Source organism: Psychrobacter sp. CX90 (genome assembly GCF_057396305.2).
Map to the genome: position 1 here is coordinate 1,161,848 of NZ_CM182008.1, position 25,938 is coordinate 1,187,785.

Annotated in this window: 20 protein-coding genes; 12 read left to right on the forward strand and 8 right to left on the reverse strand. The window is 38.9% G+C overall.

Annotation, left to right across the window (positions count from 1 at the left end):
• Nucleotides 1-41 precede the first annotated feature (41 nt).
• Nucleotides 42-1,286, reverse strand: coding sequence for a DUF819 family protein (locus AC2SLN_RS04580; protein ID WP_486530832.1), 1,245 nt, complete (start codon nt 1,284-1,286; stop codon nt 42-44).
• A gap of 352 nt (nt 1,287-1,638) precedes the next feature.
• Here AC2SLN_RS04580 and AC2SLN_RS04585 point away from each other — a divergent pair, with 352 nt between their 5' ends.
• From AC2SLN_RS04585 to AC2SLN_RS04600, 4 genes are all read left to right on the forward strand, one after another.
• Nucleotides 1,639-3,912: an ornithine decarboxylase gene (locus tag AC2SLN_RS04585; protein ID WP_486548394.1), complete on the forward strand. Its 2,274-nt coding sequence runs from the start codon at nt 1,639-1,641 to the stop codon at nt 3,910-3,912.
• 340 nt (nt 3,913-4,252) lie between these two features.
• Nucleotides 4,253-4,540 carry a trp operon repressor gene (trpR, locus tag AC2SLN_RS04590; RefSeq protein ID WP_486530834.1) on the forward strand — a complete coding sequence of 96 codons (288 nt, stop codon included), beginning with the start codon at nt 4,253-4,255 and terminating at the stop codon, nt 4,538-4,540.
• 115 nt (nt 4,541-4,655) lie between these two features.
• Nucleotides 4,656-6,065, forward strand: a complete 1,410-nt coding sequence (locus tag AC2SLN_RS04595; RefSeq protein WP_486548395.1) for an anthranilate synthase component I family protein — start codon at nt 4,656-4,658, stop codon at nt 6,063-6,065.
• A gap of 20 nt (nt 6,066-6,085) precedes the next feature.
• Entirely contained in the window at nt 6,086-6,739 is a 654-nt protein-coding gene (locus AC2SLN_RS04600) for an anthranilate synthase component II (protein WP_486548396.1), read from the forward strand.
• Between the two features lie 335 nt (nt 6,740-7,074).
• Here the strand turns inward: AC2SLN_RS04600 and AC2SLN_RS04605 are convergent, their stop codons facing one another.
• Nucleotides 7,075-8,496: an aldehyde dehydrogenase family protein gene (locus tag AC2SLN_RS04605; protein WP_486548397.1), complete on the reverse strand. Its 1,422-nt coding sequence runs from the start codon at nt 8,494-8,496 to the stop codon at nt 7,075-7,077.
• Between the two features lie 527 nt (nt 8,497-9,023).
• Here AC2SLN_RS04605 and AC2SLN_RS04610 point away from each other — a divergent pair.
• Nucleotides 9,024-10,517 (forward strand): L-serine ammonia-lyase, encoded by a 1,494-nt coding sequence (locus tag AC2SLN_RS04610; RefSeq protein ID WP_486548398.1) that lies wholly within the window; start codon nt 9,024-9,026, stop codon nt 10,515-10,517.
• A 432-nt stretch (nt 10,518-10,949) separates the two neighbouring features.
• Here AC2SLN_RS04610 and csdA read toward each other — a convergent pair whose 3' ends face one another.
• Both csdA and yghU read right to left on the reverse strand, forming a co-directional pair.
• Nucleotides 10,950-12,494, reverse strand: a complete 1,545-nt coding sequence (gene csdA / locus AC2SLN_RS04615; RefSeq protein WP_486548399.1) for a DEAD/DEAH box helicase CsdA — start codon at nt 12,492-12,494, stop codon at nt 10,950-10,952.
• Between the two features lie 900 nt (nt 12,495-13,394).
• The gene (gene yghU, locus AC2SLN_RS04620) at nt 13,395-14,270 is read right to left on the reverse strand and encodes a glutathione-dependent disulfide-bond oxidoreductase (RefSeq protein ID WP_486548400.1); all 876 of its coding nucleotides are present in this window, start codon (nt 14,268-14,270) and stop codon (nt 13,395-13,397) included.
• A gap of 234 nt (nt 14,271-14,504) precedes the next feature.
• On the opposite strand from yghU, the gene AC2SLN_RS04625 reads away from it, so the two are divergent.
• The 6 genes from AC2SLN_RS04625 (at nt 14,505) to gdhA (ending at nt 20,940) form a co-directional block, all read left to right on the forward strand.
• A complete protein-coding gene (locus tag AC2SLN_RS04625) occupies nt 14,505-15,149 on the forward strand; it encodes a Crp/Fnr family transcriptional regulator (protein ID WP_486548401.1) in 645 nt (214 codons plus the stop codon).
• 124 nt (nt 15,150-15,273) lie between these two features.
• Nucleotides 15,274-15,702, forward strand: coding sequence for an MAPEG family protein (locus AC2SLN_RS04630; protein ID WP_486548402.1), 429 nt, complete (start codon nt 15,274-15,276; stop codon nt 15,700-15,702).
• A gap of 59 nt (nt 15,703-15,761) precedes the next feature.
• Nucleotides 15,762-16,256, forward strand: coding sequence for an HXXEE domain-containing protein (locus AC2SLN_RS04635; RefSeq protein WP_486548403.1), 495 nt, complete (start codon nt 15,762-15,764; stop codon nt 16,254-16,256).
• Between the two features lie 466 nt (nt 16,257-16,722).
• Nucleotides 16,723-17,556, forward strand: a complete 834-nt coding sequence (locus AC2SLN_RS04640; RefSeq protein ID WP_486548404.1) for an alpha/beta fold hydrolase — start codon at nt 16,723-16,725, stop codon at nt 17,554-17,556.
• A gap of 407 nt (nt 17,557-17,963) precedes the next feature.
• Nucleotides 17,964-19,391, forward strand: a complete 1,428-nt coding sequence (locus tag AC2SLN_RS04645; protein WP_486548405.1) for a DHA2 family efflux MFS transporter permease subunit — start codon at nt 17,964-17,966, stop codon at nt 19,389-19,391.
• A 202-nt stretch (nt 19,392-19,593) separates the two neighbouring features.
• On the forward strand, nt 19,594-20,940 hold the full coding sequence (gene gdhA / locus AC2SLN_RS04650; RefSeq protein ID WP_486548406.1) for an NADP-specific glutamate dehydrogenase: 1,347 nt from the start codon (nt 19,594-19,596) through the stop codon (nt 20,938-20,940).
• 428 nt (nt 20,941-21,368) lie between these two features.
• On the opposite strand, the gene AC2SLN_RS04655 is transcribed toward gdhA, so the two are convergent.
• The 4 genes from AC2SLN_RS04655 to AC2SLN_RS04670 all read right to left on the reverse strand — a co-directional run bounded on the left by AC2SLN_RS04655 (nt 21,369) and on the right by AC2SLN_RS04670 (nt 25,266).
• Entirely contained in the window at nt 21,369-22,136 is a 768-nt protein-coding gene (locus tag AC2SLN_RS04655; protein WP_486548407.1) for a YidX family protein, read from the reverse strand.
• A gap of 241 nt (nt 22,137-22,377) precedes the next feature.
• On the reverse strand, nt 22,378-23,151 hold the full coding sequence (arsH, locus tag AC2SLN_RS04660) for an arsenical resistance protein ArsH (protein ID WP_486548408.1): 774 nt from the start codon (nt 23,149-23,151) through the stop codon (nt 22,378-22,380).
• Nucleotides 23,152-23,258: 107 nt separating this feature from the next.
• Nucleotides 23,259-23,768, reverse strand: a complete 510-nt coding sequence (locus AC2SLN_RS04665; RefSeq protein ID WP_486548409.1) for an arsenate reductase ArsC — start codon at nt 23,766-23,768, stop codon at nt 23,259-23,261.
• Between the two features lie 208 nt (nt 23,769-23,976).
• On the reverse strand, nt 23,977-25,266 hold the full coding sequence (locus AC2SLN_RS04670; protein WP_486548410.1) for an arsenic transporter: 1,290 nt from the start codon (nt 25,264-25,266) through the stop codon (nt 23,977-23,979).
• Nucleotides 25,267-25,631: 365 nt separating this feature from the next.
• Between AC2SLN_RS04670 and AC2SLN_RS04675 the strand changes: the two genes are divergently transcribed.
• Nucleotides 25,632-25,904, forward strand: a complete 273-nt coding sequence (locus tag AC2SLN_RS04675) for an ArsR/SmtB family transcription factor (protein WP_486548411.1) — start codon at nt 25,632-25,634, stop codon at nt 25,902-25,904.
• Nucleotides 25,905-25,938: the final 34 nt, after the last annotated feature.

Genomic DNA, 25,938 nt, shown 5'->3' on the forward strand with positions numbered 1-25,938 from the left:
TGCCTTGTACTGTCATAAAGCGGTCTCAGCTGAGATGTCATCTAACCAACCACCAGTCGCATTAACTGAGTACTAACATACCCCCCAACTGTACCCACTGCGTAGCCTAAAATACCTAGAAATACACCAACTGGGGCTAAAGACGGGTGAAAGGCTGTTGCTACAATAGGTGCTGAGGAAGCTCCGCCCGTATTGGCGTTGGAACCGACCGCTAAGAAGAAAAATGGCGCTCGAATGAGTCTGGCAACCATAAATATAATTGCGACATGAATACTCATCCATAATAAGCCAATTAACAATAATCGCCACTGCGATACTAATCCATTCAGATTAATCTGCATGCCAATAGCGGCAATGAGTACAAAAATAAAGACCGTGCCAATCTTTGAGGCACCTATATGATCCAAGCGTCGAATCTTGGTAAATGAAAAGCCCACCCCTATTAAGGTAATGATAACCACCATCCAAAAAAATGAACTGGCAAAGCTATATTGAACCGCCCATGCGTAAGGGGAGAAATAATTGGCGATTTGCCCTCCAATAAAGTGAGCGAGACCGACCATCGCAAAGCACAGTCCAAACATTACCATTAAGTCATTGAGGCTGGCAGGTCGTGCGTTTTCTTTCTCGTAACTTTCAACAGCAGCCACTACTTTATCTATGCTATCGGTATCCGCTTTTAAAAAGCGATCAATTTTAGCACTATGTTTGGCCATAATTAGAATTGCCAGTAGCCACAATGAGGCATTGGTGGTATCCACCAATATCATCATGCCAAATAAGTCATCACTGACGCCAAATAACTCTTTCATAGCCGCTTGGTTAGCAGCACCGCCAATCCAACTGCCGGCGACCGCTGAAAATCCTCGCCATAAGGTATCATCCATAAACATCTCTGGTGATAACCATTTAGCAATGCCGAGACTAATAGGCCCACTAATGATAATGGCGACACTGGCAGCGAAAAACATGGCTATTGCTTTCCAACCTAATCCTAAAATTTTTGGCACATCCATCGATAGTGTCATCAGCAGTAAGCTGGCGGGTAATAAATAAGTAGCGGTAAAGCCATAAATCTGCGAACCAATGCCTGCGGCAAATACGCCAAGACTGTTCAAAATGGCAGGGATGAAACAGCACAATACGATACCAGGTAGCACGGCATAAAATCGTCGCCAAAACTTACTAGGCAGACCTTGGGTATAAAAGATAAGTCCGATAATTGCCATTATGATACCAAACGCTAGGGGTAAGCTTTCTATGGCTAAAGTTGAGCTTTTAAGCATCAGATGGCTCCAAACGTTATCAAAATTTAGCGAGTATAAATAACCATTTGCTAGGGTGCAACCAATCAATACGTTTTCTATAGCCTCTTTTTATTGGCTATTTAAGTATGAACGACCTCATCTTGAGACTCATAAAACGGTCAGTACTGCAAAATGTTATCAAATCAATACTAATAGTTGGCTTATTTAAATACGCCACACAAATCGATGACTACCAGAAGTATTTAGCGTAAAATGGTCAAAAGTATTTACCTCATATTGTCCAGTCTATGAATATAGTTGTCTTTAAAATTCATTAACCTTAAAAACCATAAATAATAAATAATAAACCATCAATAATAAGGATAATATAATGAAAGTAGCCATTAGCGTTGGCATAGAGTACGCTCTAAATTGCGATTACTCACTATACCCTCTTGTTGATATTGCCACTACCGACTTTACCGATATGGCTGCCATTGTTGTGACGATGGAAGATTTACCTGCCACTCATGCTGAAATCATCTATACCGGTTTTACTATCCCTATTTTTGTGGTAATAAAGTATGGCGATAGTATACCTGACGAATGGCTGCCCCATGTGTATGGTGTTTTAGAATTGGCTGATGACCAAAAATACTATAACGGACAACTGATTAACGCTGCCGCCGCGCATTATATAGACACCTTAGACCCACCATTCTTCCAAGCACTGCGTGAATATACCGATTATGGCAATGCGGCCTTTGACTGCCCAGGACATCAAGGCGGACAGTTTTTTAGGCGTCATCCGTCTGGTAAGCGTTTTTTTAAATATTTCGGTGAGACATTATTCCGTGCAGACTCTTGTAATGCTGATGTTGGTTTGGGTGATTTGCTAATACATGAAGGCCCAGCTTATCAAGCTCAGGCACATGCAGCGAAGGTGTTTAATGCGGATAAAACTTATTTTGTACTAAATGGAACTTCCTCTTCAAATAAAGTAGCCATCGGTGCTTTGGTTGCCCATGGTGATTTGGTATTATTTGATCGCAATAATCACAAGTCTGTTTATCAAAGTGCTCTATCGATGAGTGGTGGTACGGCTATTTATCTTGAAACGGATCGTAATGCTTATGGTTTGATAGGGGGAATAGCAGCACATTGCTTTGATGAAAAAGAAATTCGAGCGAGAGTGAAAGAAGTAGCACCAGAAAAAGCCGATGCCAAACGGCCTTTTCGAGTGGCGGTTATTCAGTTAGGTACGTATGATGGTACGATTTATAACGCCCGTCAAGTCGTTGATAAAATAGGTCATCTTTGTGACTACATTGTTTTTGACAGTGCGTGGGTGGGGTATGAGCAGTTTATTCCTATGATGCGAGATTGCTCCCCATTATTACTTGAGTTAACCCCAGAAGATCCCGGTATCATTGTCACTCAGTCCGTTCATAAGCAACAAGCTGGCTTCTCACAAGCCTCCCAAATTCATAAAAAAGACAATCATATCAGTGGTCAGAGCCGCTATGTCAATCATAAACGATTCAACAATTCGTTTATGATGCACGTTTCAACCAGTCCGTTTTATCCATTATTTGCCTCTTTAGATGTTAATGCAAAAATGCACGAAGGCAAAGCCGGTCAACGCATGTGGCATGAGTGTGTGGTTGGGGGTATTGAGGCTCGTAAAATGTTGCTAGATACGTGTACCCTCATTAAGCCATTTGTGCCACCAACTATCGATGGCAAGCTTTGGCAAGACTACGATACCGAAACGATTGCAACAGATATTCGCTTCTTTGAGTTTAAAGCTGGTGAACGTTGGCATGATTTCGAACAATATGCCGATAATCAGTATTTTATTGACCCCTGCAAATTACTATTGACGACCCCTGGTATTGACATACAAACTGGTAAGTACGAAGAAACAGGCGTCCCTGCGCCCCTGTTAGCGCACTACTTACGTGAAAGTTCAGTGGTCCCTGAAAAGGCTGACTTAAACTCTATCTTGTTTCTACTAACTCCTGCTGAAACCTTAGCCAAATTTCAACATTTGGTCGCACGTATCGTACGCTTTGAAACCCATATTAAAGCTAATAGTCCTGTTACCGAGGTTTTACCTTCGCTAGCAAGAGCCTATCCTCAATATCGTGGCTTAAGTATTAATGAGCTGTGCCAGCGCTTACATGACTTTTATGCCAAGCATCAGTTGAATAAATTACAACAGCAAATGTTTGAACAAAAGCACTTCCCTAAATTTTCAATGCGTGCCTTTGATGCTCACAATGCTTTCATACGCAACGATATTGAACTGGTGCCATTAAGTCATATTAAGGGTCGTATTGCTATGGAAGGCGCACTACCTTATCCACCGGGTGTTTATTGTATTGTGCCGGGAGAAGTCTGGGGCGGCGCAGTACTGGACTATTTCCTTGCACTGCAAGAGGGTGTGAACACTTTACCGGGGTTCGAACCAGAGGTTCAAGGCGTATATTGGGAGTACGACACTCAAGGTCGCAAACAAGCGTGGGCATATGTACTTAAAGATGAGAGTATAGATACAAGTGGTTTACCTAAACCTATCAAAAATATTGAAGAAGATCCTGAGATAGATAAAGACGTCTTTTTAAACAAACAAGATGCTCTAACACCGTTTGGGCATATTTGATTAAAAAAGGAATAGATTGTCATTAAATATGAAGTATCTTTAAGATAACAGCGACATTTTGGCAACTATACAGCTATTTAGAACCTATAAAATATCATTTGTTATAAATGCGGAGATGGCCTGCTATAAACGTTATATTTATTCATACGGTAAACCAGAAAAGGCAATCAACATTGATTGCCTTTTCTGGTTTACCGTTACTTTTTTCAGTTTAATGGTGTACATCTATGTACTTATGTACTAGTATATAAGTACAATTATCATTGTATATCTCTACTTTATAAATTAATATTTTAATTTTCCAAAGTTAATTTTCAAAGTTAATTTTTAAGGTCACTTTATGAACGATTCATCCTACGAGACATTATTAAAACATTTAGCTAAGACAGATCAACCGAATCAGATCAAAGCATTATTCACAGCATTGTTGACCGATAAGGAACAGCAAGATATCGCTAATCGCATTAGAATTTTTGACTTGCTAGATCAAGGGGTTACTCAACGCGAGATATCACAACGTCTAGGAGTGGGTATTGCAACGGTTTCGCGCGGCGCTAAAACCATTCAACACAATGACGTTAGTGAATTGCTTAAGACATTACGTGAGACGGGTAATAGTTCACAATAGAGAATTAGAAAATTAGAAAATTCTATTTGGTTTTTAACTACAGATTCAACCAAGAATTCAACGACTCGCTCTTCAACTCATTCAACAACTGCTTTACTTTAGCCACGGATTATTTATGACCACACACTCTCATAAAGAAACGCCCTCTCCTATACAAATCCCCAGTAAGCCAGTACGTATCAAATTAACCGAAGATATTAATTTTTTTGAACTTTTTAAACGTATAGAGGCCGAATTCGAGACTTGTTATTTACTGGAATCTTTAGGTGCAGAAAGCCATATGTCACGTCATCATGCCATTGGTTTTGCGCCAGCCATGACCATTGCAGCGCCTGACCGCCATACTCTCAGAATTGCCAATAACACCACAGGGGTTATTACAGATTATAAGACAGATAATCCTTATCAATTGCTGCGTGAAATTACCCCTCAGCACGTCATTGCACGTGATCAAACCGGCGGTTTAGTCGGGTATTTGGGCTATGATAGTGTCAACTTTTTCGAGCCGAGTCTGAATGCTAAAGCAAGTGAACATTTTGAAGTCTTTAAATTTGGCGTTTATTTAGATGGACTAACGCTAGATAAAATGACGGGTGAAATTTTCTATTTCTACTACCCCACCGAGCAGCAAAACAATCGCATTGACATAGTAAAAGAATTTCTAAAAGCGGAAACGCCCACTTACACTGCCCCCTCAGTTGAGTTTATTGGCGATGGTATGAGCCGTGAGGCGCATGCCAAAGCGGTTATGCAGGTTAAAGAAGATATTATTTCAGGACGTATCTTCCAATGTGAGGTTGGTTTTAAATCCAATTATAAAATAGTTGGAGATCATATCCCAATTTATCAGAAACTACGCCAAGTAAACCCATCACCGCACATGTATTATTTAAAGTTTGGGTGCCAGCGTATTATTGGTGCTTCTCCAGAGCTGTTATTTAGATTACGTCAAGGGGAAATGGAGACGTACCCTTTAGCGGGTACAGCAAAGCGTGGTAAAGATGAAGTGGAAGACCGTCAATTAGCACGAACCCTATTAAATGATGAAAAAGAGATTGCTGAGCATAACATGCTTGTTGATTTGCATCGCAATGACATCGGACGTGTGGCTAGGTTTGGCACAGTGAAAGTTCGCAGCCTCATGGACATAAAACGCTTCTCGCATGTACAGCATATTTCATCAGAAATAGTCGGTATTTTGCATCCAGATGAAGATATGTTTAGCGCTTTGGCAAGTAACTTTCCCGCAGGCACTTTATCTGGCGCTCCAAAAATTGAAGCCATTAAGGTTATTAATGAGCTAGAACCAGATGGCAGAGGTGCTTATGGCGGAGCATTAGGCTCATTTAATTTTAATGGCGACTGCATTTTTGCTATCCCGATTCGCAGCTTGTTTATTAATGGCGAGTCTGCTTATGCTCAAACCTGTGGTGGTAATGTCTATGATTCCAATCCAGAAGATGAGTACTTAGAGATCCAACGTAAATTGTCTGCTATGAAGGTAGTGCTCGATAGCTTTATGTAAATAATTTGGGAATGCAAACAATGAATGTATTAATAATAGACAACTACGACTCATTTACCTTTAATTTATACCAATATGTTGGCGAGATATTGCAGACTGAACTGGATAAAGATGAGGTTAAAAACAGTGTTACTGTTAGACGTAATAATGAAGTTAGCTTAAAAGATATTAAAGAGCAAAATTACGATCGTATTATCATATCTCCCGGTCCTGGTTCGCCTGATGATCCTGTTTATTTCGGTATCTGTGGCGAGGTTATTCGTGAGCTTGGCTCGACTATACCCCTGCTCGGGGTTTGCTTAGGTATGCAAGGCATAGCCCATGTTTTTGGAGGAGATGTCGTTTTAGCAAGTATACCTATGCACGGTAAAACCTCGCCTATTTTTCATAACGAGCTTGGTGTATATCAGGGATTACCCCAAGATATTGAAATTATGCGTTATCATTCCCTGATGGTAAAAGCTGAGACCTTACCGCAGTGCTTAGAGGTGACCGCAGTAGTGGATAATAAAGATAACCAAGATTTGAGTTTAGACGCACGGGCAAAAGCTGGGGATGAAATTATGGGGTTACGCCATAAGCAATATCCTATACAAGGTGTGCAATTTCATCCTGAATCATTTGCGACTGAAGGGGCAAAACGCTTACTAAGCAATTTTTTAAATCAGGTATAAGCTGATTTTCTAAGCAAACATTAATCTTGCTGGTAATACAATGCTAGTAATATAAATAGCTATTTACAAATAGTCAGCGAACTTATAAGTTGCTACGGAGTTAACCTCATTTATCCTCCAATGGGAGTAATTTCAATCAGTTTCCCTGTATTTATTTTAAGTGCTTTGACTACATTCAACATACTAAAAAGGGTTGGTAGAATCAACTACCAACCCTTTTTTTAAAAATAGCGGTTAAAGGTGGGTTAATAAGAAGGAAAGTATTAAATTATTTAAATAACCCATTGCTTAATCCACAACTTTATTAATTTGAGCATTTCTGCAATTTATTAACACTATTTATAAGTGTGAATGGTATGAATTGATGTGTATTCAGCCAGTCCCTCCTTGCCAAATTCAACCCCAAAGCCCGAGTCTTTCACACCACCAAATGGCGCAATAGGTAGTACTGCCGCATGATTATTAATCCACACGGTACCACACTCCATGCGAGCAGCTATTTCGTTTGCCTTTATTAGATCTTTTGACCATACTGAGCCACCAAGGCCGACAGAAAGGCGATTTGCACTGGCGATAGCGTCTTCAATATCATTAAATTTAACAATTGGCAGGATAGGACCAAACTGTTCGATATCTACAAGCTTGGCACCATCTTCAATGTTACTGACTAATGTAGGAGGATAGAAATATCCCTTTTCATCAATCGCCTGACCGCCACATAGGAAGTTAGCACCACGTTCTTTAGCATCTTTTGCAAGATCTTTCACAATGTTTAATTGTTGTTCGTTTTGCAATGGGCCAAGATCTGTATCTTGATCCATGCCATTACCCACCTTCATACTGGTAGCTATTTTTGTTAGCGCATTACACATCTCATCATAGATAGCTTCATGAACGTAAAGTCGTTTAAGAGCAGCACAGGTCTGACCATTATTAATAAAGGCGGTGGCAAAAATCTTCTCAGCAATCTCAGCAACATCAACATCCTCTAATACAATCCCTGCATCGTTACCTCCTAGTTCAAGAGTTAAACGTTTTAAGTTGCCAGAAGCACTTTTCATAATTGCTTTACCGGTAGGTGTTGACCCTGTAAATACAATTTTACGAATGTCATCATGCGAGGATATTAACGCTCCCAACTTTCCATCTCCTGCCACAATGTTTAGAACACCCGCAGGCAGAATATCTTGAGCTATCTCTCCAAAGCGCAGCATAGTTAAAGGCGTCATTTCAGAGGGCTTCATAACAACCGTATTGCCCGCTAGCATTGCAGGAATAATATGCCAAATACTGATTAATAGAGGATAGTTCCATGGGGTAATAGACCCAACAACCCCCAGCGGCTTATGATGAATTTCAATCCGCATTGTGTCGTTATCTTCAATAATTTCTGGCAAAATTTCAAAATCCGCAGTGGTGCGCATCCAATTTAAAGTACCTTCGAATTCAAAACCTGCGCCCAGATTAGCAAAGCCTTGTAGAGGCTTACCCTGCTCTTTAGTCAGTAGCTCTTTTAGCTCATCAGCATGCTCTTCGACAGCATCAGCAAGCTTTAATATCAAATCACGACGCTCAGTATGCGCAAGTTTAGACCAACTGACAAATGCCTCTTTAGCAGCAGCAACGGCATCATTAAGTTGTTGCTCAGTCGCTTTAGGGGCTCTAGCCACCACAGATTTATCTGCTGGGTTAATAACATCAAAATGGTCTGATGTTTCGACTAAGTTTCCATTGATAACTAATTTAAAGTCTTTCATATTATTTATCCTTATTAGCATTAGTAATTATTTATAACTCATTATTCATTAATTTAAATTTATCAAAAAATCAACGTTATTAAATTTATCTTAACGTTAAATCCGACTCGAACCGGTATTTTTATAGTATTTGAAAACATTACGACCTGTAAATTTAACTTTTGAAAATATCAGTAACAACATTAACATAAATTTGTGAATTTAAGAGTTTAGGAGTAAGTACTGTTCCGAGTAATAGCATGAGTTTCAGCGATTATCCTAAACCTAGACAAATATAGGAATTTCAAATGAACGCTAAATTAATAACAAATTTACCACTGATATTAATATTATTTAACGAAGGTTTAATGACAAGATATATTTTTTCAACCATTTAAGTTTTTAATTTGGACTATAATTTCAAATATCAATTGTCTATACAAAATATAATTTTTACACATAATAATTAGTTATAATGATCAAAATATTTATCTATAAGTATGCATTTCGAAGTAAAGTTTCAATCTATAAATCTGGAATAATTTTAAATGATTAGTTTATTTGATATGTTCAAAATTGGTATTGGTCCATCCAGCTCACACACTATGGGTCCGATGATCGCTGCTGGCTTGTTTCTTGAGGAGTTAGATCAGCAATTAGGGCTGCATAATATTAGACGAATACAAGTAGATTTATTTGGATCCTTAGCTTCTACAGGCAAAGGTCATGCGACAGATACCGCTTGTATATTAGGTCTATTAGGTTTTAAAGCCAACACCATTGACAGCAATAAAGTGCCAGACTATCTTGCACCAGTGTTAAATAGCAATCAGCTTAATTTGGATCATAAGAATATAATTGTTTTTGACTACGACACTGATATCGTATGGCATCCTCAAACCAGCTTACCACATCATCCAAATGGTCTAAGCTTTAGTGGTTACGACAGTGGCGGTAAAAGCTTAAGTAAAATCTACTATTCAATTGGTGGCGGCTTTGTAGCGACAGAAGAGGAGTTTGAGACGCCCCTAGTTGAATGCTATGAAGAAGAAACGAACGCACATCAAGCGGATAGTGTCGCCATTACCAGTGATTCAACCGTACCCTACCCCTTTGCCAATGCAAATGAGTTGCTCTCTCTATGTGCAAAAAATAATCTGACAATTAGTCAAATTATGATGGCCAATGAGCTGTCCATTCGTGATGAAAATACCATCAATAGCTATTTAGATGATGTCTGGGAAGTGATGCAACAATGTGTTAAAAATGGCTGTCAAGGACAAGGAGTTCTACCAGGTGGTTTAAAAGTAAAACGTCGGGCAAAAACGCTGTATGAGCAACTAATGCGTGAGCTTGAAAACCCGCTACATCACACAGATAAACTGATGGCGATGGACTGGGTGGATTTATTTGCATTAGCGGTCAATGAAGAAAATGCCAATGGCGGACGTGTTGTTACCGCGCCTACGAATGGCGCAGCTGGTATTATTCCTGCCGTACTACATTATTACCGTGACTTTTTACAAAGTTATAGCCCACAAGGGGTAAGGGAATTTTTATTAACCGCAGCAGCTATTGGCACAATCATCAAACAAAATGCATCGATATCAGGTGCCGAGGTAGGTTGCCAAGGTGAGGTAGGTTCAGCCTGTGCCATGGCCGCTGCTGGTCTGGCACATGTGATGGGTTTATCTCCATCCCAATGTACCAATGCCGCAGAAATTGGTATTGAGCATAATCTGGGTTTAACCTGTGACCCAATTGGCGGGTTGGTTCAAATTCCTTGTATTGAGCGTAATGCAATGGGTGCAGTAAAAGCAATTAATGCCGCAAGGCTGGCAAGCCGCGGAGATGGTGAGCATCATGTATCACTAGATAAGGCCATTGCTACAATGAAGGCAACGGGTGCTGATATGATGGACAAATATAAAGAAACGGCGATGGGTGGACTAGCTGTTCACGCTTTTAATCCTGAACAAGGACGAGAAAAAGGGTCACGTATCGATGTGGTTGAAGTTGCCGTAGGCTATCCTCAATGTTAAATAGCACCTTAATATTAAATAGCACCTTGCACTTTAATGTTGAGAGTCATCCTAATCCCCCTACTCTTTCATAAAAATAATTTAGCAGTATTTAACCCACTGAGCTTACGATATTTTGTGAGGTATTCGTTCCTAGTTTTTTTGATTTGGTATTAGAGTCATGTTGTTTGCAGATACTATCCTAAGGCTCAGTAATTTAAGTATAGTCAGCGAACTACTAAACGGTTACGGCGTTAACCTCGTTAAGCCTACTCCAGTAGTACTTGCACTCGGTTGCCTTGTAACCATTTTAGACTTCTTTGACTATAATGTAAAAGCGTTGTTTACTTCACTTTAATTAATTCAGCAAAAAAAACCAGATTAATAAATCTGGTCTTTTTTTGTTTCTAGTACTTTCATCTAATATTTATGACGGTTTATAACTGCCTATAACTAGCCGTTGCTACTGCGACGTGCTGGACGACCTTCGCTTGAGCCTGAACGTGATGGGCCACCACGACGTTGACCTGAAGGCTTACCTGCACCGCCGCCCGCACCAGCAGGTTTGTTACCGCCAAAGCGACGACCTGCTCCTGCACCAGCTGGCTTGCTGTCTGAATTACCACTACGACCGCCTTCGCTATTTGACGTCTTGCCGCGATACCCACCGCCGCCATTACCACCACGACGGTTACCTGACCCTGGTCCACCACGGCGATTACCACCACGACCATTCTTAGAAGCAGTACCAACCTTCATATCTTTAGTATTCTTTTTAGGTTCCATGCCTTCAATCTCTTCAACTGGCATAGTACGTTTAAGATAACGATTAATGGCTTCGAGTTGTGGACGGTCATCAATGCTACAAATGTTGATAGCAACACCAGTACGGCCCGCACGACCACTACGACCGATACGATGGACGTAGTCTTCAGTTTGACGTGGTAAGTCGTAGTTAAATACGTGGGTAATACCACTAACATCGATACCACGAGCGGCTACATCAGTAGCGACTAAAATAGTAATCTTACCCGCTTTTACGTCATTAATAATACGGGTGCGCTTGGCTTGTGGTAAATCACCGTGTAAAAAGCTGGCTTTATAGCCTTGTTCTTTTAGGCTTTTAGCTAAGGTTTCACAGCTACGCTTGGTCGCTGCGAAAACAATGGCTTGATTGACGTCTTTTTCAGTAAGTAGCTTATCTAAAATACGATTTTTATGATTGAAATCATCTGCATAATATACAGACTCATCAATGTGAGCTGTTTCAACTTTAATCGCAATACGTTCAGGGTTGTTAGTAAAGCTGGCAGCAATTTTACCTACTGGACCATCCCAAGTTGCAGATGACATAATAGTTTGGCGAGTTTTAGGCGCCGCTTTCATTACTTTTTCGATATCATCCGCAAAGCCCATATCAAGCATGCGATCAGCTTCATCAAGAATTAGAATATCTAATTGTGATAAATCAATTCGACCAGAGTTCATGTGATCAATAAAACGACCTGGTGTCGCAATAATAACCTGAACACCTTTATTTAACGCACGGATTTGACCACCATAAGGTGCGCCGCCCACTAAGGGTACACTGAAGATATTACGTGTTTTTGAGCTGTATTGACGTACACTATCACTGACTTGGTTAGCTAGCTCACGCGTTGGCGTTAAGATAACAGTATGTACAACCTGATTGGTCGCTTTATCACGGATAATTTTATCAAGCATAGGCAATACAAATGCAGCTGTTTTACCACTACCCGTCTGTGCAGATAGCAACAAGTCACGACCAGCCATCGCTGGCGGGATAGCTTGGGCTTGAATAGGTGTTGGCATTTCATAACCGCTAGCCGTTAACGCATCGATTAGCTCAGGGGCTAATTCTAAGTCAACAAAGCTTAAATCGTCATCAGTTTTGATAACGCCAGTAGGCTCATTGGTATTGGCAGTATCTAAAGAGTTGTTAAGAGCGTTGTCTAAGGGATTGTCTAAATTTGACATAAATGTGTGTCCATTTAATCACTGACACTATAATATATTGCCAATGCTGAAGGCAAATAGTGAACAGTTAGAAGTTTAAGGCACAACACAGATAAGCGTTATTTAAAATGTACATCCGATGTACAAACTAAAAACGTATTTTGGTGGTTGTTACCGTGAAATTATTAGCTATAAAACACTGTTTAATCTTTTAAATTATTAATTAATACAAAGTGTTAAAGATATAGCTAATAGCAAAATCATCGGCAACAATTTTAAATGGTGTCTTCTCCAGACGACAATTGCGGGCGATGTTATCAATCAGCAAGGCGCATAGTATAACACAACTATTTTAAATAGGTGTTTTATTTTCAACCATTTAGAATAGTATTCCCTATTATTAGCGATAAATGTGACAGTTTCATGAACGACCAATAGTCAGTTATCTATTATTAACTACATTACCTGATACATTAAGGATTGGTCTTTTTCAACCAAGCGTTTGATGAGCTAGTTAGTCTACTACCCATTTAAGAAAATAGTAAAAATGTAGTAAATTATCTTTTTAAACTTTAAATAAAGAATTTTAAAGTTATGCAATCTAAAAAATGAGGATTATGACTTTAGGTCTTATTTAAGCGTTACTTATTTAGCAAGGACAAAAAATAGTTAGTCATTATAGCAACAGCAAAGAACAAAATTAGAGCTGTCAAAAGGTATGCACTATATTTAAAGAATGGATAAGCCCTAATCATGTATCCCACTACTGACGTTAACAGGATTAAAGTTAACGCCTTAGTCGTATCACTACCGCGACGAGCTGTGGTAGCGACTATACCAATTATAATGACTACGAGATACCATATGAGATTAAAATTTAACACTTTTGCAGTTCGCTAATTATTTATAGGTATGATTTATTTACTTATTTATTGGGCGTAGCTCCAATTCAACTGCCCTTTTCACCGCTGGACGGCTGGCTATTAGCTTTGCCCATCGCTGTAAATGGGTATAACTTTGAACCTCTAAGAACGTTCCAGCATTATCATACAGCTCATCAAGCGCCAAACGTCCATACCAAGGCCAGATAATCATATCGGCAATCGAATAGAACCCCTCCCCATTACCCAACATATATTCGTTATTCGCAAGATGTTTATCCAGAACATCTAATTGGCGCTTAGTTTCCATAGTAAATCTATCAATCGGATACTGCATCGGATAAGGTGCATAGTTATAAAAGTGTCCAAATCCGCCACCCACATAAGGTGCGCTTCCCATTTGCCACATAATCCAGCTTAGGCAAGTTGCTCGTTCAATAGGATTATCGGTCGCTAAAGGAATAAACGTTTCAAATTTCTCAGCCAAATACATCATTATTGCACCAGACTCAAAGATATTCACCGGAGTATCTTTGTTTGTATAATCTACTAAAGCGGGAATTTTAGAGTTTGGGTTAATCTCGACAAAGTCTGAACCAAACTGATCGCCTTCCATAATATTAATCAAAAAGGCATCATATTTAGCTCCTTTAATGCCCAGTTCAGCTAGCTCTTCTAATAAAATATTAATTTTAACGCCATTAGGTGTGTTTAATGAGTATAACTGTAGCGGATGCTCCCCTTTCGGCAGGGTTTGATGCTGTCTTGCACCCGCCGTTGGTTTATTAGTATTGGCAAACTTACCGCCATTACCTTCGACAGGTTGCCATACTTTTGGTGGCGTATAGTTAGCATTGTTAGTAGTAGTCTGATTGGCTGATTGTTTGTTTGACTCATTTGAAGAAGTATTATTCATATTTTTTCCTAATTTTTATTAACGATATGTTAGCAATATTATTATAGGATGATAGTCTATCAATACATCAAAAGCAGTACAGTTTGTTTAACCAATGGTTCTTAATAGGTAGTAAGTCCTAATTAGTTTATTTTAATGGCTTCTTTATTAACTGATTTCGAAAATAGATAACTACAGTGCCGAGTACCTATACTAAATTTTATTGACAAGCTTCCACATAAGGTATTGATATTAATGGATAACTATTTAAAAGCGCTGTTATCGCTTTATTTACCTGATATAGATGAGCAAGATAGCATTAAACTCATTGAATCAATCAATCAATTTCCAAAAATCCCGCTAACTAAGTTTGAAAAGAACCAACGTATTTATAGCAAAGGCCAAACGGTAAAAAGTATGTTCCTACTCAAGTCTGGTCTAGTTCGAGTGTATGATCAATCTGATAGCCTATCAAATACCCTCGAGGTTAATCTGCGGTTTTTATGTGACGATTCGTTAGTCTTGCCTATCTATGTCGTTTCTCAATACTGGCAACTTGCTGGAATCACACAACCCTTGATAATAGCTTCAGAAACTGCCGAAGCCGTCACCAAATGTAGTGGCTATCAGATACCGCTAAAAGCCCTCGATCAATTAGGCGAATGGCAATATAGATTAAAACTGGAATTAACTATTCGTCATTATCGCTCAATGGAAGACCGCCTTAGAATGTTGCAATTACAAACCGCTTTTCAGCGCTATGAGACCTTTATTAATACAGCCCCGAAAAAAATCATTGAGCAAATGCCAAGCTTACATATTGCTTCCTATCTGGGTATAACGCCTGAGACGCTGAGCCGAATAAAGCGTCAATACACCACTAGCGACAAAAATCTATAACGTCAAATTGACTGATACCCTGAGTGCGTCTTGATATATGTCAATGCTTTCTCTAAAGGCGCGACTTATAATCCCTATAAACAGGACAATAATGATTAAGGTAGTGACTAAACAGGGACTCAACATGGCAAACTTTATACAACCCATAATCGGTATGATTGGCGTAACTGCAGGCGTGTGGGGGTTTATGTACGTCAAACGCTTAAACTACCTCAATAAACATAACTTGGATCCCCAATCCATTGATACCCCTGAAAAAGTTAATTCTGTATTACCCGATGCAATTAATCTTCCATCGAATAATTTAAAAAATCTGTTTGAAATGCCCGTTTTATTTTATGTGCTATGTCTTGCGTCTGAACAGTATCGTACTCATGATTTACTTTCCTCTAATGATTGGATGCTCAAGCTGGCTTGGGCTTATGTTATCCTTAGAGCGTTACATAGCGTAGTGCAGTGCACCTACAACAAGGTCATGCACCGCTTTGCGCTTTATTTTTTATCTTGTATTATTCTATGGATAATGGCGGTTAAGGTAGCTATGCTGGCTTGAGATTTGACTAATAACTTTATGAGACTTTATTATCTAAATTTAGTAAAACGAGTATTCAAATGGAACTCTATATTTTAATTCTGATGTTACCGATTGCATTTACACTGCATAACATTGAAGAAGTTTTAGGTATGGAGAAATGGACTCACTCAATCCCTTCGTATATTCACAAACCTGTCTCTACCAAACAGTTTGCAATAGCTATAATACTATTTTCAATTTTAGGATTTTTTATTAGCTATTCAAAAGATTTTTATTATACTGAAGAGTTGTATTATTTAGTCATTTCGGGTTTTGCAGGAATGATTCTTTTGAATGTTTTTTTACCACATTTATTATCAACGATTGTATTGGAAAAATATTCGCCCGGTTTGGTCACTGGATTAGTCATTAATCTTCCCATTTCCTTAATGATATTGATAGGACTATACCAAACTGCAGCTTTAACACTTAAGCAAATATTATTTTCCATTTTAATAGGTGGAATATTAGGGTTATCGTTAGCCTATGTTTTTTTAAAAATAGGTAAGTTTTTTGATATGGAAAAGACATGAATGAGATGCCCATGAAAGCTAGTTATTGGTTTAGATACTCAGCTTTTAAGCTAATCATTAAACTTTTCTGTTCGCTATAATCAACATAATGCTTGTTAAGATCGCTGTTACTGTGAACGGATTTATTAACACTATTAGAACCTGTCTTCACAACCTACAAATGGCTATTTTTGCCTAAATAAGCCTCTACTTCTTTAAAATTAAGATTAAATAGAATGACTATTCAAACCAAGCTTTTAACTTTCAAGCTTTTAACTTAATGGTACCTCGTATTGTCTCATTTTATTCTAAACACTCCCTAACTCTAGCTTATGAATACAGGTTCTTAATTCTTATCTTGCGTTATTCTATAGATAATGACACTTAAGATTGCTATTGTGGGTTGGCATATTACTTTATTAATTATAAAACTAAATAAACGCTTAAAATTTTAAACTCTTTTGAACAAGATTAAGGACAATCTAATATGAGTAGCTTCCAATTTATGACCAGCAAAGGCCGTTACCCCGTTAATGTCAATATAGCCTCTCCGTCAATTGATAACCACCTTGCCCACTCTTTTGATGAAACAGCCTCGAAAACAACCCTAATCATGCTAAATGCGCTTGGCGTAACCATAAAAAAATATGGAAAGCTTATTAAAGGTTTGACTGAAAAAGGGTTTACTGTTATCTATGCCGATTATCCAAATTGTGGTGAAAATATGCCACATATAAAACGAGGCATTGATTACGGCTACGATGAACTGGTAAATCATTTTGTGCATCAGTTGGTTGAAAAAGCCAAAGCGCATACGCCAAACAACGATATCGTTTTAGTGGGACATAGTTTGGGTGGTCATCTTGGTACTATTTATTCAGCCATTCACAATGTACCTGTCATAGGTATCGCTTGTGGTAGTACCCATTATAAAAGCTGGGAGGGTCGTGGACGAATTAGAATCTTTCAGGCAGTTGCTGTTATTCAAGCTTTGATAAGGATTTACGGGTTTTTGCCAGGTAACAAGATTGGATTAGGTGAACGAGAAGCCAAGACGATGATGCACAATTGGTGCAGAATCGCTCTTACGAATAAATTTGATTTTATAACTCAACAAATGGACAGTAAAAAAGGCCGGGGTCTATATATCAACATCATTGGCGATGACTTTGCTCCCTTAAAAGCAACCCAAAAACTCGCCGATCTTTGTGCCACTTCTAAGATTGTTAGAGTAAAGCTCGATGCTGATCTTAAAGGTAATCAGCACGGCATTTGGGTAAAAAGACCGGACAAAGTGATTGAGGCTATTTGTGACAATTAAGATTTTGTAGAGTCGAAAAAAGCAACCTAACTCTAAATTTATTGTTATCTAAGAACCTGTCTTCACAACTTTTCACAACCTACAATTGGTTATTTTTGCCAAAATAAGCCCCTACTTCTTTAAATTAACATTAAGTAGAATGACTATTCAACCCAAGCCTTTAACTTAATGGTGCTTGGTAGTGTCTCATTTTATTCTAAAAACATCCTAACTCTAGCTTATGGATACAGGGTCTAAGTATTGATAAATGGTAGTATTTTACAACAGTTAATACTTCACTTTTAGCGTAAGAGGGGATTAATTAATCTGTGCTAACATTAATACAAAATAGTTTAAGCAATCTTCATGATAACATAGTGAGTTAACACCGTTTATATTTGAACATACCTAAATATTTAGGTCGCCTTATGTCTGAAACATCAATAACGCCAACATCTTTAACGAATGATACCGATCCAAAATTCAAACTAACACCTTCTCAAACCAAATTTCTGCCATATGTTCTCGCTGTTGCTCTCTTTATGCAGATTTTAGACGCCACCATACTAAATACTGCGCTACCAGTGATGGCTCAAGCACTCGGTGAGTCGCCACTAAAAATGCAATGGGCAGTTATTAGTTACGCTTTAACCTTAGCTCTGTTTATCCCTATTAGTGGCTATGTAGCTGATAAATATGGCACTCGTAAGACATTTTTGCTGGCTATATTAATTTTTTGTATTGGCTCCGTACTTTGTGCTATGTCCACTAATTTAAATATTTTAATTGCGTCTAGAGTGGTACAAGGCATTGGCGGTGCCATGATGACACCGGTAGCAAGGTTGATTCTAGTAAAGTCCTATCCCCGCAACCAGTTATTAACTGTGATGAACTTTGCCGTTATTCCTGCTTTAATAGCACCGCTTATAGGGCCTCTGCTGGGGGGTTACATTGTTCAATATACTAGCTGGCACTGGATATTTTTAATCAATATACCCATGGGGCTATTGGGTCTTGTGCTTGGTTTTAAGCTGATACCAGATTTGCGTGAACAAACAGGGCGTCTGGATTGGCAAGGCTTTATATTATTTGCCTTGGCCGCGGGATTGTTGACCTTAGCAGTTGAGATGGTCTCAAAGCCTGACGAGATGCTAGTAGGTGTGATGTTAATAGTATTTGGACTGGCACTATTAATAGGGTATGTGTTTCATGCTCGCCACCATCAATCCGCTTTATTCCCTTTATCACTGTTTTCAGTACGCACCTTTAAAGTTGGTATTACAGGTAATTTATTTACCCGATTAGGTATCAGTGCAGTGCCCTATTTGCTACCGTTATTGTTTCAGGTTGGATTTAAATACACACCCTCAATGGCAGGCTGGCTGCTAACTCCTATTGCCGTAGGCGCTATGGGCATAAAGCCATTTGTTAGCAAAATTATTCAGCGCTTTTCTTATCGTAAAGTATTGGTAGCAAATACGACCTTACTTGGTATTTTAATTTTGTTACTTGCTCAGCTTGACGAGCAAGTGGTTTGGTACTGGTATGTTCCATTATTGCTTATAATGGGAGCTTGTAATTCAATGCAATTTAGTGCCATGAATACCATCACTATTGGCGACTTAAAAGGAACGCAAACCAGTAGCGGAAACAGCCTAATGGCAGTTAACCAGCAATTGGCAATGAGCTTTGGCATTGCATTTGGTGCAGCGATATTGACTGTGTTTAGCGATAGAATTAAATTGGATATTATGACTGCTTTTCAGAGTACATTTTGGGTAATGGGAATTCTCACTATCGTATCGGGCTTATACTTTTTGCGATTAAATGCCAAAGATGGTCAAGGTTTATATTAGCATTCTACTTTGGGATTATAAAAACTTTGGGATTATAAAAAATAAAATACAAATGAGTATAATGCTAAAGAAATTGTATCTTCAATCAGCTTCCAAATTTGTTAATAATAGATCTAATGGGTTACAAGTTATTGGAATTAGTGACAATTCAATGACGATGAATCCAACTTTAACTCAAACTTAATCAATAAGGACAGTGCCTATGAGTATGCAAGCCGTCATTCGAAAAGTTGAAGAGCGCTATCCACATCAGCCTGAATTTATTCAGGCTGTCAAAGAGGTGGCTAGCACTATTGACGTTGTCTATGATCGCGATCCGAATTATGCAAAATATAAGGTGTTCGAGCGCCTAACTGAGCCTGACCGTATTATTAGCTTTCGAATTAATTGGGAAGATGATGAAGGTAACATTCAAATCAACCGTGGCTGGCGAGTGCAATTCAGTAACGCGTTAGGCCCTTACAAGGGAGGTATTCGCTTCCATCCATCGGTTAACGAATCTATTTTAAAGTTTTTAGGGTTTGAGCAAATCTTTAAGAATGCGTTAACTGGCCTACCAATGGGCGGTGCTAAAGGTGGTTCTGACTTTGACCCTGCTGATAAGTCAGACAATGAAATCCGCCGCTTCTGCTATGCATTTGTGCGTGAATTGTTTCACCATATAGGCAAAGATATGGATGTGCCAGCAGGCGACATTGGTGTGAGTAGCCGCGAAGTGAATTACATGTTTGCTATGTATAAAAATCTTAGCAAAGAATTTACTGGCGTTTTTACAGGTAAAGGGGTTGGATTCGGTGGTAGTCTTTGCCGCTCAGAAGCGACGGGCTACGGGGCTGTATATTTCTTACAAAACATGCTAAACGCACATAATGACAAAATGGAAGGTAAGATTGTATTGGTATCAGGGGCTGGTAACGTGGCGGTTCATGCTGCTGAAAAAGCCATGGCTTTAGGGGCTAAAGTCATTGCCCTATCAGACTCAAAAGGAACGCTTTATGATGAGTCAGGCTTTGATCAACAGAAGATTGAGTGGGTAAAACGGCAAAAAGCAGCCCGCAAGCCACTGGCTGAATATGAGCAGGTATTCGACGGTAGTTGGCTTGCCAGTACTAAGCCTTGGCAGTTTGATGGCGATATTGCCATACCCTGCGCTACTCAAAATGAAGTGACTGCGGCAGATGCAAAAAATATGTATGAGCACGGTATTAGGTATGTGGTAGAAGGGGCAAATATGCCACTGGATGCCGATGCCATTGACTTTGTGCGTGAAAATAAGATGCATTATGCCCCTGGTAAAGCAGCCAATGCAGGCGGCGTTGCCGTATCTGGTTTAGAGATGTCTCAAAACTCTGTGCGTCAATACCGTACCTTCGAGGATGTGGATGAGCAGCTGCAGATCATTATGAAGAACATCCACGATGATGCCGCTGCTGCTGCCGAAGAATATGGCTTTAGCGGTGATAACTGGATTGATTATATGTCTGGCGCAAATATTGCTGGCTATAACCGTGTGGCTCAAGCTTTGATTGCCTATGGGATATTAAATTAATTGGTTTGCAGTTTTATTTTATTTAAATGAGCCTTAGAGTTTTTTATAGTATTGAGGTAAGATTAAACGATTCAAATAATGTTTCAGACATTCAAACTAAATTGAAATCTAAAACAATAAATAAGCCCCTAAGAAATGACCTTAGGGGCTTTGTTTTTAGGTACTACACCCCTCTCCTCTGAAATAAAATATTATAAGCCTTTACGAGAGGTGTGTTCGGAGGTGTGACCTAATTAACGCGCGAGACAATTTTGGTCAAATAATTGGCAACATGTTGATAATTTTAGTCATAGAACGTCATCTTTTATCCTAAGCTGTAGGCCATGGATTTTTTCTAGGCACATCCTTCAAATATTTTGCGTAAACTTATCCCAAACTTGATACCAAATAGTGTGTTCAGTTATGGCAGAGTTTTTATTAACTGGATTTCACAAATCTCCTAACATTTTGCCTATCCTTAATATTTGCAGTGGTAGTGTTATCGCATCCTTCACGACACCCATTGGAATTACACTATGTTCTAGCTGATTTTTGTAGTTTTTAGAACCGAGCTGTCTTATCTCGACTTGTTGCCCTTCTTTTAAGAAATAATTTTCGGCCAACTTATCAACATTCATATCAGTAGAGACAATGGCGGTCTGATTAGTAGGATTATTGCTAGGCAAAGATAGATGCATAGTAGATATTGCTCTAATAGCTACAGGGGTATAGATGCCCCCTTGTAACGACGCATAGCAGGGATAGTCTGTTGTATCAGACCCTGCTATTTGCGTAGGTTGTATAGACGGACATAGCTGAGCAAGTATCGAGCGCTCTTCAGATGTATACAAATGACTGGGCTTAGTGTAGTGAAATGCTAAACGCATGCGGAAGCTTTTATCAAGGTATCTGTATATAATAATTGGCTGTTTTATATCTATAAAATTGTCATCTAACAGGGTCATTTTTTGCAAATAATCGGCACCAATCGACACCCTATAAGAGTAATTATCTCCTAACAGCACCATCCCTTTTTGACGTACCCCCTTATATGATGGATAACCAATACCCCTTAATGTGTCGTGATTAGATAAGTCATTATTATAGTTAAGGTTATTTGATTGATCATACGATACAGATGCACAGCCAATTAATAAACTTGATAGTGATATACCAAAGATAATGTTGGTAAAAACTTTGCGTAAGGATGGATTCATAATGATCTTTATGATGAATAAATGATTGAGTCTGAGCATTTAATTAATATTTTAAAACTTTTAATCATAACCTATCATTGGCTATTTTCGCTTAAATTAAGCTGTGTGCTTATAAATAAAGGGTTTATGTGTAGTAGTTGATGTTTAATACTAGATGATTGCTAAAGATTGTGAGTATAAAAAAATATTTGCTTAGGCTATTTTTGTAATTTATATTTTGATATTTCGATTTTTAGCGGGTTTAACGTTCCGTCTCATTAACCCGTCTCATTAATTCTTCCGCACTCTCTACCCGTTCAGAATATCTGTCTACTAAATATTTCGCATGATCACGGGTTAAGAGGGTAAAACGCACCAGTTCTTCTAACACATCGACGATACGCAGATAATACCCTGACCGCCTCATTCTTTTGACCGTATTTCCCTCAGGGTCAGTGACATCCTCAAACTCTAAAAATGCTTTGGGAACTGAAGATTGATTCGGTATCGTTAGCATACGCATCCATCGTCCTAATATCCGCAATTGATTGACCGTATTAAACGATTGCGAACCGCCATTGACTTGCATCACTGCCAAAGTCTTACCTTGCGTTGGACGTACAGCCCCTATTGATAAAGGAATCCAATCAATTTGCGCTTTCATAACGCCAGTCATTGCACCATGACGTTCCGGAGAACACCAGACCATGCCCTCACTCCACTGAACCAACTCACGCAATTGTGCTACCTTAGGGTGAGTATCATCCTCATCGTCAGGTAGTGGCAGCCCAGACGGATTGAATATCTTAACCTCAGCGCCCATAGCGGTGAGTATTCTTGCGCTCTCCTCTACCACTAAACGGCTATAGGATATCTCTCGTAACGAACCATAAAGTAATAAAAATTTGGGTGCATGGGTAGTGTGTTCTCTTTGCAAATCCTCCATGGTTGGTATACGAAACTGTCCGGCATCAATATTTGGTAGCTCAGGATCCAAAGTTTCAGGTAAGGTTGGTTTTTTGGGTATATTTTTCATAGGAGTAAAGTTTTTATTATGGATTATATATAGGGTTTTTCGCTGAATGATGATGGAGTAATAAGAATTTTTTATTGGATTTTTTATTGGATAATAATTTTATTTGCTTAGGCTATTTTTAATTCTAATAGGGCTTTTTGACGCTTATCATTTGGCATATCTGCTATTTCATAAAGTGTTGACACTCGCTGCTCAATAATCGCTATAGCTTCTGCAAAGTTTTTCTGGGTTTGTGCTTCATCATCCGTATTCTTTGAAGGATCATTCAGCCCCCAATGCAATTTAACCATATTGGGCAATTTACCAAGCCATAAAGGACAGCTCTCGCCTGCGGCATTGTCACACACCGTTATTAATATATCAGGCTCAAAGTCACCCATATAATCTTTGTCATCCCATGAGTTGCTGGTCAATCCATCTATACAATAGCCTGATTCTGACAAATATTTTAACGTCAGTGGATGAACCTCGCCCGCCGGCGCACTTCCTGCACTCTTAGCTATGAACCGATGTTGGCCATTTTGATTAGTAATGGCTTCAGATAAGGCACTACGGCAGCGATTATGAGTGCAAATATATAGGACTTTTAAAGGATGTGTTTCAGTTTCTTTTGACATTAGTATTAGCCCTTATCAAAAATTGTTTGTTAAATCATTAAAAATATGTGCGATGTAAACCTTGAATGAGCATAAGGCCTAGTTGATCTTATCAAAGTTTAATATTTACTTAGGCTATTTTGTAGATTGAATCAGCCTCCTGCCCCATAATATTTACATATGAAAAATTTAAATAACCATACTCAAACGAACGAAAATTGACCCACTACTAACCCAAAATACCTAGCCATATCACTAATGCACACAGCGTAGCAAATAACACGGGGACCGTTAATACAACGCCAACTTTAAAATAGTAGCCCCATGTGACCTGTACATCTTTACTGGCAAGTACATGTAACCAAAGTAAGGTCGCTAAGGAACCAATGGGGGTTATTTTTGGCCCCAAATCACAGCCAATGACGTTAGCATATACCATTGCTTGTTGAATCAATGCCGGTTGAGCTGTATCAGCGATTGCTAATGATTGGATCAATACGGTAGGCATATTATTCATAATGGAGGACAAACCTGCTGACATAAAACCAGTGCCAAGGGCTGCTGCCCATAATCCTTGGTCGCCTAAATAATTTAACGCAGCTGTCAAATATTGAGTTAACCCTTCGTTTTTAAGACCATATACAATCAAATACATGCCTAAAGAAAAAACAACCACCTGCCAAGGGGCACCCTTAATGACCTTAACAACCGGCAATTTTTTATTAAATGAAGCCACCGCAAGTAGCACTGCCGCCCCTATTGCTGCTATAAGACTAATAGGAATACCCATAGGCTCTAATACAAAAAACCCAACTAGTAGCGCAAACAACACAATCCATCCTATCTTAAAGGTTGCACTATCTTTGATGGCAGAGTTTGGGGCAGGAAGCATACTCACATCATACGATTGTGGAATATCACGACGGTAAAAATAGTACAGCACAACCAGAGAGCTTAATACAGATACTAAGTTAACCGGTACCATCACTTTGGCATAGTCATCAAAAGAGATATTAAAAAAGTCAGCAGATACGATATTGACAAGATTTGACACCACTAAAGGTAAGCTTGCGGTATCAGCGATAAAGCCAGCTGCCATGATAAAAGCAAGCGTTGTGGCGGCAGACACTCGCATACGAATCAGCATGGCAATAACAATAGGCGTGAGAATCAGGGCTGCACCATCGTTAGCAAATAAGGCGGCAACGACGGCACCCAATAATACGATCAAAGCAAATAGCTTTTTGCTACTTCCACCCCCAATGATAGCAACATGCAGGGCTATCCATTCAAAAAACCCAGACTCATCAAGCAGTAAGCTAATAATAATCACAGCGATAAATGCAAATGTCGCATTCCAGACAATATCCCACACCACCGGGATGTCATTAAAACTAATAACGCCCATGAGCAAAGCAACAATAGCACCGACTGTTGCGCTAATGCCAATGCCTAACCCACGCGGTTGCCAAATAACGAATACTAAAGTAATAATAAAAATTAGCGCTGCAATTAACATAATGAAATCATCTTTTGGGTTATTACTACACCTCCTAACGATAAGCCTGACCTATATGGGCTTAAACTCGAAGGTGTGCTACTATTAAAAAGCAATTAAAAACCGATAAAATCTTAATACCCTTAATGCTGTTTACCAAAGTATTGTTGACCAAAGTGCTGTTTAGCAATTTTTAGCTATTAAGACTTTTAATTACAAATGAGGGTTGTAGCAACAAAACTTTCTCATTACTTTTATTGGTGTTATTGGCCATATTTTTTAGCCATATATATTCTTAAGCATAGTGCTACCAAATTTATTAAGTAGAATTATACTATATTCGCATATCCGAATATATACATGTTTAGACATTTGATAGGCTTTTTATGTCACAGCAAGCCCCTGCCTTTTTTAAAGCGTTAAGCGACCCTACTCGGCTAAATCTTGTTTTGCTGCTTCGAGACAGTGAGTCTCTTTGTGTTTGTGACTTAACGACTTATTTAAACCAACCTCAGCCTACGGTATCACGCCATTTAAGCCATTTAAAAAATGCAGGATTAGTAACCAGTGAAAGGCACGGTACTTGGATGTGGTATGCCATTAACCCTGATCTGCCAAGATGGTGTTTGCAAGTTATTAATACGATTGAAAATAAGTAATATGCTAGGCGGCTATACCTAATTAGGTTACACT